The 14814-nt window shown below is 59.1% G+C and carries 12 protein-coding genes and 1 pseudogene; 9 read left to right on the top strand and 4 right to left on the bottom strand.

The window, feature by feature from the left end; all coding sequences use genetic code 11:
- Positions 1-61: 61 nt before the first annotated feature.
- The 6 genes from XMD517_RS15700 to XMD517_RS04650 all read left to right on the top strand — a co-directional run bounded on the left by XMD517_RS15700 (position 62) and on the right by XMD517_RS04650 (position 7694).
- Entirely contained in the window at positions 62-205 is a 144-nt protein-coding gene (locus XMD517_RS15700; protein WP_138015978.1) for a DUF2256 domain-containing protein, read from the top strand.
- Positions 202-867 (top strand): SDR family NAD(P)-dependent oxidoreductase, encoded by a 666-nt coding sequence (locus XMD517_RS04670; RefSeq protein WP_138015977.1) that lies wholly within the window; start codon positions 202-204, stop codon positions 865-867. Before XMD517_RS15700 ends, XMD517_RS04670 begins: the two co-directional genes overlap by 4 nt.
- Complete coding sequence (locus tag XMD517_RS04665; RefSeq protein WP_171006817.1) at positions 861-2393, top strand: cryptochrome/photolyase family protein; 1533 nt, start codon at positions 861-863, stop codon at positions 2391-2393. Before XMD517_RS04670 ends, XMD517_RS04665 begins: the two co-directional genes overlap by 7 nt.
- A gap of 277 nt (positions 2394-2670) precedes the next feature.
- A protein-coding gene (locus XMD517_RS04660; RefSeq protein ID WP_371734363.1) for an IS3 family transposase occupies positions 2671-4022 on the top strand; the annotation gives its coding sequence in 2 pieces (ribosomal slippage) (positions 2671-3006 and positions 3009-4022; 1350 coding nt in all).
- Between the two features lie 94 nt (positions 4023-4116).
- Positions 4117-6867 carry a fibronectin type III domain-containing protein gene (locus XMD517_RS04655; RefSeq protein WP_173488309.1) on the top strand — a complete coding sequence of 917 codons (2751 nt, stop codon included), beginning with the start codon at positions 4117-4119 and terminating at the stop codon, positions 6865-6867.
- 425 nt (positions 6868-7292) lie between these two features.
- On the top strand, positions 7293-7694 hold the full coding sequence (locus XMD517_RS04650) for an ATP-binding protein (RefSeq protein WP_371734362.1): 402 nt from the start codon (positions 7293-7295) through the stop codon (positions 7692-7694).
- A 302-nt stretch (positions 7695-7996) separates the two neighbouring features.
- Here the strand turns inward: XMD517_RS04650 and XMD517_RS04645 are convergent, their stop codons facing one another.
- The 4 genes from XMD517_RS04645 to XMD517_RS04630 all read right to left on the bottom strand — a co-directional run bounded on the left by XMD517_RS04645 (position 7997) and on the right by XMD517_RS04630 (position 12053).
- The gene (locus XMD517_RS04645; protein WP_173486396.1) at positions 7997-8833 is read right to left on the bottom strand and encodes a TIGR03915 family putative DNA repair protein; all 837 of its coding nucleotides are present in this window, start codon (positions 8831-8833) and stop codon (positions 7997-7999) included.
- Positions 8833-10062: a putative DNA modification/repair radical SAM protein gene (locus XMD517_RS04640; RefSeq protein ID WP_173486395.1), complete on the bottom strand. Its 1230-nt coding sequence runs from the start codon at positions 10060-10062 to the stop codon at positions 8833-8835. The genes XMD517_RS04645 and XMD517_RS04640 overlap by 1 nt, the downstream gene beginning before the upstream one ends.
- 206 nt (positions 10063-10268) lie before the next feature.
- Positions 10269-10871, bottom strand: a complete 603-nt coding sequence (locus XMD517_RS15695) for a metal ABC transporter permease (RefSeq protein ID WP_254449889.1) — start codon at positions 10869-10871, stop codon at positions 10269-10271.
- Between the two features lie 114 nt (positions 10872-10985).
- Positions 10986-12053, bottom strand: a complete 1068-nt coding sequence (locus tag XMD517_RS04630; protein WP_173486670.1) for an integrase core domain-containing protein — start codon at positions 12051-12053, stop codon at positions 10986-10988.
- Positions 12054-12413: 360 nt separating this feature from the next.
- Here XMD517_RS04630 and XMD517_RS04625 point away from each other — a divergent pair.
- The 3 genes and pseudogenes from XMD517_RS04625 to XMD517_RS04615 all read left to right on the top strand — a co-directional run.
- Positions 12414-14156, top strand: a pseudogene (locus XMD517_RS04625) (phage tail protein); the annotation flags it as partial.
- Entirely contained in the window at positions 14156-14386 is a 231-nt protein-coding gene (locus XMD517_RS04620) for a hypothetical protein (protein ID WP_173488308.1), read from the top strand. The pseudogene XMD517_RS04625 and the gene XMD517_RS04620, both read left to right, overlap by 1 nt.
- Positions 14387-14424: 38 nt before the next feature.
- On the top strand, positions 14425-14736 hold the full coding sequence (locus XMD517_RS04615) for a phage holin family protein (RefSeq protein WP_173488307.1): 312 nt from the start codon (positions 14425-14427) through the stop codon (positions 14734-14736).
- Positions 14737-14814 lie beyond the last annotated feature (78 nt).

Genomic DNA, 14814 nt, shown 5'->3' with positions numbered 1-14814 from the left:
ACAATTGAAATTAAGCGAACCCGTAAGTCACTCGGGGTTCAGCCATAAGGGGTATAGGTCCGTGCGGAAAAGCGAGTTGCCATTCAAAACCTGTCCGGTGAGTTGTCGGCCGTTTTCGTGGATTGGGAAATGGCCTCGATCATGGAGCGACGTACGGTATTGTTCTGAGCGCTGTCGCAGGTCGCGCAAGGTGAGGTCGGGATGACGCGCCGCGCACTTGTCATAGGGGCCTCGGGTGGGATTGGCACGGCGCTTTCCGCGGCTCTCGCAACATATGGTTCCGAGGTGACGCGGCTGTCGCGCGCAGGCGACGGATTGGATCTAACTGATCCCACCAGCGTCGAGAGGGCCATGAGCGTGTTGCGAGGACCTTTCGACACGGTCTTGATTGCCAGCGGAATTCTGGCCCCCGAGGGCGCACGCCCCGAGAAGTCGCTTGCAGAGATTGAGGCAGAAAACTTAGCGCGCGTCTTGGCGGTGAATGCCATTGGCCCTGCGTTGGTTTTGAAACACCTGCCTCGGCTTTTGCCGCAAGACGCACAATGCGTGGTGGGAGTTCTCACTGCCCGTGTCGGGTCGATCGGTGATAACCACCTTGGGGGGTGGTACAGCTACCGCGCGTCCAAGGCTGCAGCCAATCAGATCGTGCGCACGGCGGCTATCGAGATCTCGAGAAAGCGCAAACAGGCCATTGTAGTGTCTTTGCATCCGGGCACCGTAGAGACGCCCTTCTCCAAGGCTTACTCTGGGCATGCAAAAGTGACGCCAAACGAGGCGGCCGCAAACCTTGTTGCGGTTCTTGATCAGCTGACTCCAGCCGACAACGGTGGCTTTTTCGATTGGGCGGGGAAACCCGTCCCATGGTGAAGCCGCGTCTCATCCTGGTGCTTGGTGATCAACTCAGCACTGACATCTCTTCGCTGCGAATGGCTGATAAAGAACGTGACGTGGTTATCATGGCCGAAGTCATGACCGAGGCCACGTACGTCCCGCATCATCCCAAGAAAATCGCGCTGGTTCTGGCCGCGATGCGCAGATTTGCGATGGCCCTGAGAGAAGACGGCTGGACAGTCGCCTATAGCAGGCTCGACGATGAGGCCAACACAGGCTCAATTCCCGGAGAGCTTGTCCGCCGTGCTTCGGAGTTTGCTGTCGAGGAAGTTATCGCCACGACGCCCGGAGAATGGCGGCTGATCGCCGCGCTGAACGATCTGCCACTCGTCATGCGCCAGCTACCCGATGACCGCTTTGTCACTTCGCCCAAGGATTTCGCCGACTGGGCAAAAGGCCGCAAGCACCTTCGAATGGAGTGGTTCTATCGGGATGTCCGCCGCAAGACAGGATTGCTGATGGACGGAAACGCACCAGCCGGTGGCAAATGGAACTATGACAACCAGAACCGCAAGCCTGCACCAGAAGACGCCCGCCCTCCTAAACCGCCTGGTTTTCCACCCGATGCTGTTGTTGCCGAGGTGCTTGACCTCGTCAAGGATCGTTTCGCAGGGAATTTCGGGCAATTGCACCCCTTCGAGTTCGCGACGGATCGGGAACAGGCACTTGAGGTTCTGGACCACTTCATATCCCATACTCTTCCGTCATTTGGTGACTATCAGGACGCCATGGTCATGGGCGACCCGTGGCTTTGGCATGCGGTCATCTCGCCATATCTCAACCTTGGTCTTTTGCTTCCAATGGAAGTTTGCCTGCGGGCCGAGGCGGCCTGGCGTGCAGGTAAGGCACCTCTGAATGCGGCCGAAGGATTCATCAGGCAGATAATTGGATGGCGCGAATATGTGCGGGGCATCTACTTTTTCGAAGGCCCGGACTACACGTCCCGAAATATGCTCGACCACAGTCGTCCGCTCCCTGCTTTCTTCTGGGGGGGCGAAACACACATGCACTGTGTTGACGAGGTTGTGGGGCAGACCCGGGAACACGGCTACGCGCACCACATCCAAAGACTGATGGTTATTGGCAATTTTGCCCTGCTTGCCGGCCTTGATCCCGGGGAGGTGCACGAATGGTATCTTTCCGTATATGTCGATGCGTTCGAATGGGTCGAAGCGCCCAACACTATTGGGATGAGCCAGTACGCAGACGACGGGTTGGTCGCATCCAAGCCGTATGTTTCATCGGGTAACTACATTTCCAAGATGTCCGACTATTGTACGGGCTGCCAGTATGACGTTAGGACCAAGACGGGCGCGCGGGCTTGCCCTTTCAATCTTCTCTACTGGCACTTCATCGAACGCCATCGGGACCGATTTCTAAACAATCCGAGGATGGCCGTTATTTATCGGAGTTGGGACAAGCGCGACGTAGGCCAACGAAAAAAAATAGTTGATGACGCGACGGATTGGCTGGCTCGGTTGGACACGGGTGAGATTGTATAAGCACCTGTCGCTCGACGAACTGGTTGCGGAGTGCTTTCTGCATCGCAGCCAAAATCGGTCTGGTAAGCCACGCCGCGGCGAAATCAAGCATCGGTCAGCTGCAGCTTAGGGTCGGCTTTTCCGGGACCAATGTCTGTATTCGGTGCTTCGCTGCTCTTTGTGCAAGATGCAGCATCGGTCATTATGGGCTCTGTGTCTGACGTCAGCGCTTGTGGGACAGATTTGAGGTTTTCGTAACGGAGGATTTCTGGTTCATCGCAGCCATTATGGAGCGAAGATGAACAAGAAATCCGGAACATCGAAGGACGCGGCTGACAAGCTGGTCAAAGGCATCCGCCGCAAGACGCGCAAACAGTATTCAGCCGAAGAGAAGATCAGGATTGTGTTGGCGGGTCTGCGCGGCGAGGAAAGCATTGCCGCGCTGTGTCGCCGGGAAGGCATCAGCGAGAGCCTGTATTACACATGGTCGAAGGAATTCCTAGAAGCGGGCAAGCAGCGTCTGGCCGGTGATACCGCGCGCCAGGCGACCTCGCCTGAGGTCAATGAACTGCGCTCAGAATCAGCGGCGCTCAAGGAGGTCGTTGCTGAACTGACCCTGGAAAACCGTCTGCTCAAAAAAAGCATGATCGGGGATGGGGAGTACGAGGTATGAGGTATCCCGCAACGGAAAAGCTGGAGATCATCCGCACTGTCGAAGCTTCGCATCTGCCTGCCCGTCAGACGCTGGCGATGCTCGGCATACCCACCACAACCTATTATCGTTGGTATGACCGCTGGACCGAAGGTGGGCTTGACGCGCTTGACGATACGGCACCCCATCCTGGGTCTGTGTGGAACCGCCTTCCGGATGAGACCCGGGCGGACATTATCGAGTTCGCGCTCGAGCATGAGGATCTGACGCCCCGGGAGCTGGCGGTGAAATATACCGATGAGAAGCAGTATTTTGTCTCTGAATCATCGGTTTACCGTATCCTGAAGGCGGAGGATCTGATCACGGCACCGGCGCACATCGTGATGAAGGCCGCCAATGAGTTCAAGGATAAGACGACGCGTCCCAACGAACTCTGGCAGACCGACTTCACCTACCTCAAGGTTCTGGGGTGGGGCTGGTTCTATCTCAGCACGATCCTGGACGACTACAGCCGTTACATCATCGCCTGGAAGCTTTGTGCGACGATGAAAGCTGAGGACGTGACCGCCACACTCGACCTGGCACTTGCAGCCTCCGGCTGTGACAGTGCAACCGTGGTCGCCAAGCCCAGGCTGCTCAGTGATAACGGCTCATCTTACATTGCAGGAGATCTGGCGGACTATATCGAACACAAGGGCATGACGCATGTCCGCGGCGCACCTTACCACCCCCAGACTCAGGGCAAAATCGAGCGATGGCATCAGACCATGAAGAACCGCGTTCTGCTGGAGCATTACTTCTTGCCCGGTGACCTCGAACGGCAGATCGACGCATTCGTCGAGTTCTACAACAACCAGCGCTATCACGAGAGCCTGGGCAACCTGACCCCCGCCGATGTCTACTTCGGGCGCGATAAGCAGATCCTGAAACAGCGAGAGGAGATCAAACGAAAAACCATGCTCACCCGGCGCTTGCGCCACCAAACTGAAAACGCATAAACTCAATCAAGGATGAGCCAGAGCCTCCAAAACGAAACGCGCTCAGCTGTCCCAAATTATCTGACGACGGACAGTCACCTTCAGCAACCTTACTTTGACCGGTTTGACCTCTGAAACCTACACGCTGAGCTTTGACGATGCTGGGTCACTGACGGCTGTAGCGTCTTTGAACCTCACGCTCACAGGACCGGGTGCAGCATCCAAGGTCGTCTTGGTTACTCAACCTGTGTTTGGCCCGAATGGCCAATTGCTGACCACACAGCCTGTGCTTCAGGTTCAAGACGCCCAAGGGAACGTCGTAACAGGCGACAGCTCCACACAGGTCACTGTGTCAATTGGCTCGGGCGCAGGCGGTACACTTGGCGGAACCCAAACCGTGACTGCTTCAAACGGCGTGATCACCTTCACAGATCTCACCTTCGCAGGAACGACAGGAGAAAACTACACACTCGCATTCAGCAGTACTGGGGGGCTCACAGGGGCGACGTCATCCTCAGCATCGGCAAATGCAGGTCCTGCCACTCAGCTAGCCGTATCGACAGCACCTGTTGCGGCTGCGAGCGGCGCGGCTTTGGGCACACAGCCTGTCGTTCAGATCCGTGATGCGTTTGGAAACGTTGTGACCTCTGACAGTACAACATCCGTTGCTGTCTCGATCAGTGGCGGCTCTGGAGGAACGCTTGGCGGCACCACGACTGTACAAGCCGTGAATGGCGTCGTGACCTTCAGCGGTCTGACACTTTCGGGCACCGTTGGCACGACCTATACGCTAAGTTTTGTTGATACGGCTGCGACGCCCGTGTTCACTGCAGTGACCTCGACTGTTAGTTTGACGGGCGCTGGCTCAGCATCACAGCTTGCGATCACCACTCAGCCTGTTGCGGCTGCGAATGGCGCGGCCTTGGGCACACAGCCGGTTTTGGAAATCCGTGATGCGGATGGTAACGTTGTCACTTCTGACAGCAGCACTCAAATCACAGCTACGATTGGCAGTGGCGCAAGTGGGACACTTGGGGGCACTACAACGGTTACCGCATCAAGCGGCGTTGTCACCTTCAGCAACCTTACTTTGACCGGTTTGACCTCTGAAACCTACACGCTGAGCTTTGACGATGCTGGGTCACTGACGGCTGTAGCGTCTTTGAACCTCACGCTCACAGGACCGGGTGCAGCATCCAAGGTCGTCTTGGTTACTCAACCTGTGTTTGGCCCGAATGGCCAATTGCTGACCACACAGCCTGTGCTTCAGGTTCAAGACGCCCAAGGGAACGTCGTAACAGGCGACAGCTCCACACAGGTCACTGTGTCAATTGGCTCGGGCGCAGGCGGTACACTTGGCGGAACCCAAACCGTGACTGCTTCAAACGGCGTGATCACCTTCACAGATCTCACCTTCGCAGGAACGACAGGAGAAAACTACACACTCGCATTCAGCAGTACTGGGGGGCTCACAGGGGCAACAGTTGGTGGTCTAGTGACAGGAGGTACAGTGCCCACTGCGCCACAAAACGTCACCGCAACTAGCGCCGACGGGCAAATTGAAGTGGTGTTCACTCCACCTCAATCAGATGGGGGCGTTGCGATTTCAGACTATCAATACACGCTTGATGGTGGTCAAAACTGGGTTAGTGCTTCGACTACAACAAGTCCCTTTACGATCAGCTCAGTAGATAACGGTCAAACATATCAGTTGGGACTTCGAGCCGTAAACAGTGTCGGTGCCGGACCATCATCAGCATTTGTCTCTGTTGCAATGCCTTCACCTCAGCAGGCGTTCGAAGAAGCGCTGGAAGCCATCAACGCTACAATTGTGCAAGAGGCGCAGCGGTCGCTTCAAAGCTCTCTTGCGGCAAATCAACGAATGGTTCGAGGAGCACGTGACCGATTTGTAAGCGATGTTCGCGAGCGTAGCTCATGTGGAAATGGCTCAGCTTCTGCTGACTGCGAAGCAGGTGTTGTTTCGCGCAACGCCGTGCCGTTCGACATAGACGGCTCATTTAATTTGAGCGGTACGACAGTCAGCACACGTGGCAGCTTCTTCGAACAGACGGGCAACTACGACGGCACACAACGTAGATTGTTCTTCGGTGACTTTGACGTACAGCACGACGCTGACACCAACAGCACCACTGCGACCCTCTCTGCTCGCGTAGCGTGGGAGCAGATGACCACTGACACTACAATGCTGGGATATTTTGTTGGCGGCGAACTGGCCACTTCCAACATCTCAGGTGCGTTCGAAGGTGACCAAGAGCGAATTGCTGTGACAGCGGGTGGCTATGCCGTTCACCAGCTGGCAGACGAGCTCTTCCTCGACGGGTTCCTCAGCTACGGCATTGGCCGCAACAACCTTGAGATGGCCAACAACGTGCTCGCGCTTGAAAGCGACTACACCACACGCACAGCCACAGCCGGTGCAGCACTGTCAGGCGTCTATGAATACGAGCGTTACGAGTTCCGTCCTGAGCTGGCGTTCAGCTACGGCAAGACCTGGATTGGTAATGTGGGCTTTACGGGCCGTGCATATGGGCTTGTGGATGAAACACTGAGCCTGGACGCAGGTACGGTTAGCATTGCCAACCTCACCCTAAGGCCTGAAATAATTTGGGCCCTAGAGGCAGACACTGTAGCGGAAAGTAACAGTCAGCTGAGCTTTGCACCACGTGCGATCTGTGAACGCACCATGTCCACAGCACGTACCGAACACTGTGGGGGAGGTGCAGAAATAGGGCTCAGCAGTGTATCTGACGATGGCCTCAGCACAGCGGAGTTCCGCGTGATCATGGATCGAGTGGGTAACAGCAATCGATCAAGCTTCGCGCTTAACCTTGAACATAGGTTCTGACCACAGTGACATATCAAAAGGCGGCCTTTCGGTCGCCTTTTGATATGAGCGGCGGGAATGATTCAAGTAACTGAAATTATTTAATAATTCATCATAATTATCAGAACTATGTCTGTCTCCCATTCTTACAACTATTTTCTGCAGCACATCCAAACCACCCAAATCGTACGATGAAGGCTCAAATTTAGGCGTACAGCGTCAACCCAGTGCGCCGCTACACTGGCCTAGCATCACCATCGTCCACCCCACACAGGGCCCGCACAGCGTGTCTTAGACGCCATTAAGACGCGATTGAGCTGATCGGAGCCTGTGGGGACTGCGGTTTTAGACGATCAAAGTCTGCCTGCGAGATACCGGTGGAGATCGCGTTGATCACGGGCTTTCTAGCGGGCTCAGGAGATTGAGATGGTTTAGCGGGTTTAACCTTGGACTTTGGGATAGGCATTGGTGCCTTAGGAGCAGCAGCCTTACTCTTCGCTTTTGGCTTGGCGTCTTTAGCTTTGAGCCTGCCATCGAGTTTATTTGCGCTTAAGGCGATCGAACGCACTGAACTGCTGATCCTCGACGACTGGGGGCTATCAGTTCTGACACCAACCGAGCGTCGTGACCTGCTTGAAATCCTCGATGACCGCCAAGGTCGTGGCTCGACCATCGTGACCAGCCAGTTGCCTGTCGATCAATGGTTCGAGGTAATCGGAGATCCCACCCTCGCAGATGCCATCCTTGATCGCCTTGTCCACAATGCACACCGGCTCACGCTCACCGGCGACAGCATGCGCAGAAAAATGAGCACGATGAAAACCCTTGACCAGGGCGTCGCGCCCTGACTCAATGACACCTGTTGGCCAGCCTGCCCGAGGGCGTGAAATGGCTGCCCGAGATGCCGTGAAATGCGTGCCCATGATCACGCGAAATCACTGCCCAACTTCCGCGAAATGCGCACCTCATCGCGGCGCTGGCCGAGGACCGTCCGCAGGAGCTGCGCGAAGCCTATGAGGATGCGCTGTCGCGGGGGCCGAAATGGCGTGACCGGCTGGCGGCGAGCCTCGCCCGGATGCCAGAGGCAGCGCAAGCCTTGGCGGGGTAGGGTGGCCGCCCTCAAAATCCCGTAATATATTGATAATAAATACTAAACCTTGCCGCGTCGCAGTTTTTCGGCGCGCTTTGGCGGCACTGTCGGCGCGGCCTCGATCATGCCCATCGCGCGCTCTGGTGCGGTGCGGATCATTTCGGGGATGAGGTCGGCCTCGGGGAGGTTCTTCCAGTATTTGCGCGGCATTTCCGAGGTCATCGCGGACACCATCAGCCGCGCCGGGTTGAAAATATGGGTGAAATAGGTGCGCCAGAGCGCCTCGGTCGCGTCCGGGGCTGGGGGCGCGGTGTCGCGGGTTTCCTCGAAGCTCAGGGTGCCGGACACGAAACGCGCGGTGAGCGTGGGCGTCGCAATGATCCAGTCCATGTCGCCAAAGCGCTTGGCGAAGAACGAACTCGCGGGCTCGACGATCGGGTGATCGGGCTCGAACCACGCGGCGAAGGTGCGGCGGGGAGCCTCGGGCGCGCAGATCTCGCGGAAACGGACGAAGGCGTGCATCTTGTGAATGTCGCGGCGCACGGCCTTTTCCTGCGCAAGCAGGCGGTGCAGAGCCGGATCGGAGCGGTCGCCCCACCGCAGATCGCCCCGCGCAAGCCGCAGAACGATCCCATAGGCGCGGGCGAAGCGCTCGGGGTCGGAATGGTGCAGCGCGGTCTCAATGGCGCTCACGGCCTCACGGGGGAGCGTGAGCGTCACGGGCGGGGCAGGGGGCTCGGGTGCCGGAGCGCCGGCAAAGAGGTCGCTGGGCGCGCCCTCGGGGGCGTCGAGCTGCCAGAGCACCGCGCCGGGGGGCACGCCCCCGGCCGCCAGAGCGCGGGCATGGCTGCGCCAGGCGGGAACGGTGCCGATCCGGGGCAGGGAGATCACGCGCATCAGAAGAGGCTCAGTTGCTCGGGTGGCGGGGCGAAGCGAGCGCGCAGATCGGCGCTGTCGGTGAGCGCGCGGGGCGACCAGCCGGGCAGGGTGATGAAGGGTTGCGCATTCCGCAGGACGCAGCCGATCCGCAGCAGGTCCTCGTAGCGCAGGCTGCGGTGGCGGCGCGCGGCGATGATCCGGTCCACCGAGCGTGTCCCGAAGCCCGGAACCCGCAGCAGCAATTCGCGGGGCGCGCGGTTCACGTCGACGGGGAACATCTCGCGGTGGCCGAGCGCCCAGGCCAGTTTCGGGTCGATCTCCAGATCGAGCATCCCGCTTTGCGGTGCGATTTCCTGCGCCTTGAACCCGTAGAAGCGCATCAGCCAGTCGGCCTGATAGAGCCGGTGCTCGCGGATCAGGGGCGGGCGCTTGAGCGGAAGCAGGCGCGAGGCGTCGGGGATCGGCGAGAAGGCCGAATAATAGACCCTGCGCAGGCGGAAATCGCCGTAAAGCGAGGCGGCATTGCCGAGGATCTGCCCATCCGTCGCGGCATCCGCGCCGACGATCATCTGGGTCGATTGCCCGGCAGGCGCGAAGGCGCGGGGGCGGGTGCCCTTGTGGCTGCGCTCGCGGCTGGCCTCGCGCCGGGTTTTGACGTCGGCCATGGCGCTGCGGATGGTTCGGGCCGATTTCTCGGGGGCGAGTTGGCTCAGCGCGGTTTCGGTCGGCAATTCGACGTTGATCGAAAGCCGGTCGGCCCAGATCCCGGCCTCGGCGATCAGCTCGGGCGAGGCGTCCGGGATCGTCTTGAGGTGGATATAGCCGCGGAAGTTCTCTTGCTCGCGCAGGGTGCGGGCGATGCGGACCATATCGGCCATGGTGTCGTCGGGCGACCGGATGATGCCCGAGGAGAGGAACAGCCCTTCGATATAGTTGCGGCGGTAAAACTCGATGGTGAGGCGGGTGACCTCTTCGACGGTAAAGCGCGCCCGCTCGACGCGGCTGGAGGCGCGGTTGACGCAATAGGCGCAGTCATAGATGCAGAAATTGGTCATCAGGATCTTGAGCAGCGAAATACAGCGCCCGTCGGGCGTATAGGCGTGGCAGATCCCCGAACCGCCCGCCGAGCCAAGCCCCTTGCCATCCTTGGAATTGCGCTGCTGCCCCCCGGAGGAGGCGCAGGACGCATCATATTTCGCGGCATCTGCGAGAATCGCCAGTTTGTCGGTGAGGGTGCGCTTAACCATGCGTTCATGGTATGTTCTATATTGGTGCAGTTCAAGGCTTACCAAGTTGTGTCCAGAGAGGGTGGGTGAGTGGTTTGAAGCCAGGGAAGACGTTGATTCGGATAAGGAATAGGTCGGAGCCGACCGTGGAAAAGGTTAAAATGCCGGGGCATGCACGAGGGCGCTCAGAAACACCTTGTCGCGACTGTCACGCGGATCGGCGATATCTATTGTTGCGCGGTTGCTCGGCGTTCGCGCCGCTGCTGCGCAAACAAAGCGACAAGGAACATTCCGGTCAGGATCAGCACGATGCTCGGTGCGGGGCCAGTATCGAGCCAGAAGGCCGCGTAGATCCCGGTGATTCCGGCGATCAACGCCACAATGATTGAAGTCACCAGCAGTGCCGCGAAACGGCGCGCAAGAAGAAAGGCGATGGCGCCCGGGGCGATCAGGTCGGCTACGGAGAGGAGTATTCCCACCGAGGATAGCATCGCCACAATCGTCGCCGAGAGGATAGCCAGAAGCCCGTAATGCAGCCAGCCGGTTCGCAGCCCTATCATCCGCGCCTGCACCGGGTCAAAGCTCTGTGCAAGGAAATCACCGGATGGAGCAAACCGAGCTTTCTGATTTACTTGCTCGAAACCGTCATGGAACGCCGCACAAAACAGTGACACCGTGGTGTTCGCGCGCCATGATTTCGGGAGAGTATCGTGCAGCGGCTCAGCTTTATTGACGCGATCAGGCGGCCCAAACGGATCGCCTCTGCTCTGAAGTCCCTCCAGCTTGGCACTGTGCTTCCCACCGTGGCTTTCGCTGAGAAAGGGGGCCAAAGTCCAAGCAAGGCATAATCTGTCGTTATCGCGAAACGATGTAGGGTGTGGTTAAACCCGACCAGACGAAATCGGCGCGGGCTCTCTTTAGGATTTTTAGCTCTGCCATGATAATCACGCCGCATCGCGGGTGTAGGATGTGACAATGCCGCCGAGTTGGCGATTGCATTGGATCGGGCCGTCCCGCACAGGCCTGAAATCGACTTGCAGTACGTTGTTCCCGATGTCGCGTCCGCGATGCGGGCGCTCGACATTGTAATGGCGCACCCAGGTCCGCAGGATGTAATCGAGCTGGGACCGGCTGAAGCAGATGAAGAAATCGAGGCATTCGCGCTTGATGGTGCCGATGAACGATTCCGCGAAGGCGTTTGCGTCGGGCGCCCTGTGCGGGATCTGGATCACACGAGCGGCCTCCGACTCCCAGACGGTATCGAAACTGGCGCTGAATTTGGTGTCGGCATCGCGGATCAGGAACTCCGGCGTGATACCTTGTTCTTCGCACCACATCAACGTGTTGCGGGCCTGCTGGGTGACCCATGCCGAGTCGGGGGCATAGGTCGGCGCGCTGCAGAAGACGCGGCGGCTGCCGAGATGGATGAACATCAGCACATAGGCCGTCCTCGGCCCGCGTAGCGTAAACACGGTCTTCGAGAAGAAGTCGCAGGCGACCATGGTTTCCATGTGCGCCCGGATGAAGGTTGTCCACGGCAGGGCAGGATTTTTCCTTCGCCGCTCAGGGCTCGGGTGGATGCCCGCCTCGTTCAGGATGCGCTTGACGGAATTGGCACCAGCGTAGAGCCCCAGCTTTTTCAGCTCGCCCGCGATCCGCTTGTAACCCCATAGGAGATTTTCAGAGCCAATGCGGATGACGACGTCGCGCAGTTCCTGCGTCAGGCGCGGCCGTCCAACGGCCTGAAATGGGCGTCCACCACGCATCTGGGCGAGCCATCGCTTGTAGGTCGCGGGCTTTGCCACTTCCATCAGCCCGTCGATATCGTGCCCGCACTCTTCTCCGATGCGCAGCAGTTCGGCCTTCTCGGAGGGCGACAGGATAATCCGTTGCGTCGGGATGCGTGCCCGCAAGATCGCGATCTGGGCCTTCAGCAGCCTCAGTTGCGCGTTGTGCCGCGGCATGAAGAACTGGTTCAAGAAGACCAGAAGGAGGGATATGGTCGAATTCATCTTGCCGGGCTCCACCGTGGCCTTTAAAAAAATGCCGCTATGTCAACGTGATGTGGCCCGCTTACATTTTGGCACCCCTCTCAAGAAAGCGAAAAACGCAGGTTCTTGAGGATGGCATTCACTTAGCCGGGGCAGGGGGGGATGACAGGGCCTTTATCCTCACGGTGATCTGCAAGCATCACGATGCGGGGCACCGCGCACAGGTCATCTTCAGTATAAGCTTAGGTCGGTTGGTTGCCTGATCCTTCCGAGGCATATCTCAAAAGTTCGCAAGTTGAGATCAATGATTTCAATGGCTTGGAACGAGAGAGAGTTGGGTGCTAGGTCGGCTCCCTCCGCTCGCTCTCTGAGACGCCCAAGACTATTATTGAGGCGATGCTTACGGCCATGGCCGGGCGCTGCATCTGGCAAGCGGGCCAATGGCGGATGCGAGCGGGGGCCTACCGGGTGCCAGAAACCACGATTACGGCAGATGATGTCCGCGAGGGCGGGATGACGCTCACCACGCGGCAGAGCCGCGCGTCAAACTTTAATGCGGTGCGCGGCCAGTTCGTGAGCCCTGAAAACAGCTGGCAGCCTGATGACTTTCCGGCCTATGCCAGTGAGGCCTACCGGTTGGAAGACAATGGCGAGCGGGTCTGGCGGGATATCTCGCTGCCCTTTACGATCTCCGCTTCTATGGCGCAGCGACTGGCCAAGATCGAGCTGGAACGCGCGCGGCGGCAAATGCGCCTGAAGGTGGCTGGCAAGCTGAAGGCTTGGCGCGTTGCCGCAGGCGAGGCCACATATGTGCACTATGATCGATGGGGCTTTGGCGGCGCGGACCTGCCAGAGGGCAAGCCCTTTGAGGTTGAGGCGGTGCGGCTGGATCTGACACAAGTTGGACCGGGCCCGCGTCTGGCGCCGGGACTCCTCCTGCGGGAAACTTCTCCCCTCATTTACGACTGGGATGCCTCGGAAGAACAGATTTATGCGGCAGCACCACGCACGACGTTGCCAACGGCTTTTGACATCGCGCCACCGGGTGCGCCGCAGATCAGTGAAAAGCTTTACGTCACACGGGACGGCTCGGCGGTGAAAGTTCTGGCACATATCGCCTGGGAGCCCGCGGCCTCGGGCTTTGTCGATACCTATCAGGTGGAGACGCGGCGCAATGGCGGCGACTGGCTGGACCGTGGCCGCACCTCTGGCACGGTGATGGAATTGCGCGACATCCAGCCGGGCCAATGGGACGTGCGGATCAAAGCGATCTCGGTGCTGGGGGTCTCGTCGATCTGGCGCGAGGGGGCTTTGGAGATCGTGGGGCTCACGGCGCCGCCGGCGGCACTAACCGGGCTGACCATCCAGTCCGCGGGCGGTCTTGCCGTGTTGAAATGGCAGCGTTCCGTTGATGTGGATGTGCGCGTAGGGGGCAATGTCATTATCCGGCACAGCAAGGAAATGGCGGCCACATGGGCGAACTCCACGCTGATGGACCGGGTCTCGGGCGGCGAGGCGATTGCGGTCGTGCCCCTGAAACCCGGGACCTACCTGCTGCGGGCTGAAGACAGTGAGGGCCGAATTGGTCCTGTCAGTACGGTTAGCACGAAGGGCGTGCAGATCCTGAGCTTTGCGCAGCTGAATACACTGGCGGCGGAACCAAGCTTCCCTGGCCTAAAAACAGGTCTGGTGACCACCGCCGGGACGCTGAAACTGGAAACCGGGATCGATACAGCAGGCAGCCCGGTCGTTCTTTCAAACGAAGGGCTCTACCAGTTCGATAGCCTCCTCGATTTTGGGTCGCTGAAGCGCGTGCGGTTGCGCTCGGATATCCTGGTCGGGGCCTCGGCCCTGTCGGATTATATTGATGACCGCATGACGCCCATCGATGCCTGGGCGGATTTTGATGGCTCCGAGGGCGCTGATATCGACGTGGTACTCGAGGTGCGTGAAACCGATGACGATCCGGCAGGCGCAAACCCCGTCTGGGGCCCTTGGGGGCGGATCGACAACAGCGAAATCGAGGCGCACGCGGTTGAGGCACGGGCCTGGCTGAGAACCAGTGATCCGGCATTTACGCCGATCGTCTCGGAATTGCGGCTGATAGCAGATGAGGTGGCCTAGTGTCCCAAGCACCCAGCTTTGTGATCATCAACGACAACGGGGCGGCCGTGCGTGCTCAGATCAACCAGATCGTTGCAGCGTTGCGCTCCACCAACAGTGGGGCGGTGGAACCTGCGGCCACCGCGCCGGGCATGCTGTGGCTGGATACCAGCACCACGCCACCGACGCTCAAGCTGCGCAATGTGGCTGATGCTGCCTTTGAGCCGCTGCTCGACGGCGGCGAATACTGATCAAGACCACGAAATAAACACGACCACGGGAGGCGCCCATGACCGAGCCGGGCTTTCTAGAAACACTGAACAGCCTGTTTGGCGGGGCGGTGACCACGCTAATCGGCGCCTTTACGGGGCGACTGATGTATCACTCCGGCGAGGTCAAGCTGGGTCGGCGGCGATTTTTTGGCAAGGAGCTCTTGTGGGAAATCCCTGTCGCCATCGGCATGGCTATCATTGGCGAGGCTATCGCAAGCCACTTCGATCTTGGCCAGCCCGTGCGCACGGGGCTTGTGGCCATGCTGGCGTATCTGGGACCGCGCGGTGCGGAGGCCCTGATGACAGCCTGGCTTTGCCGCAAGAAGTGAGCCGCACCGCACGCTGCTGAACACAACCACGAACACACACATCCAGCGCTGCTCTTCGGGGCGGCGCTTTCCATTTGC

It is taken from the genome of Aliiroseovarius sp. xm-d-517, assembly GCF_013283135.1.
GTDB classification, from domain to species: domain Bacteria; phylum Pseudomonadota; class Alphaproteobacteria; order Rhodobacterales; family Rhodobacteraceae; genus Aliiroseovarius; species Aliiroseovarius crassostreae.
The sequence above is the reverse complement of the archived record's forward strand: the minus strand, read 5'-3'. Positions and strand labels throughout refer to the sequence as shown.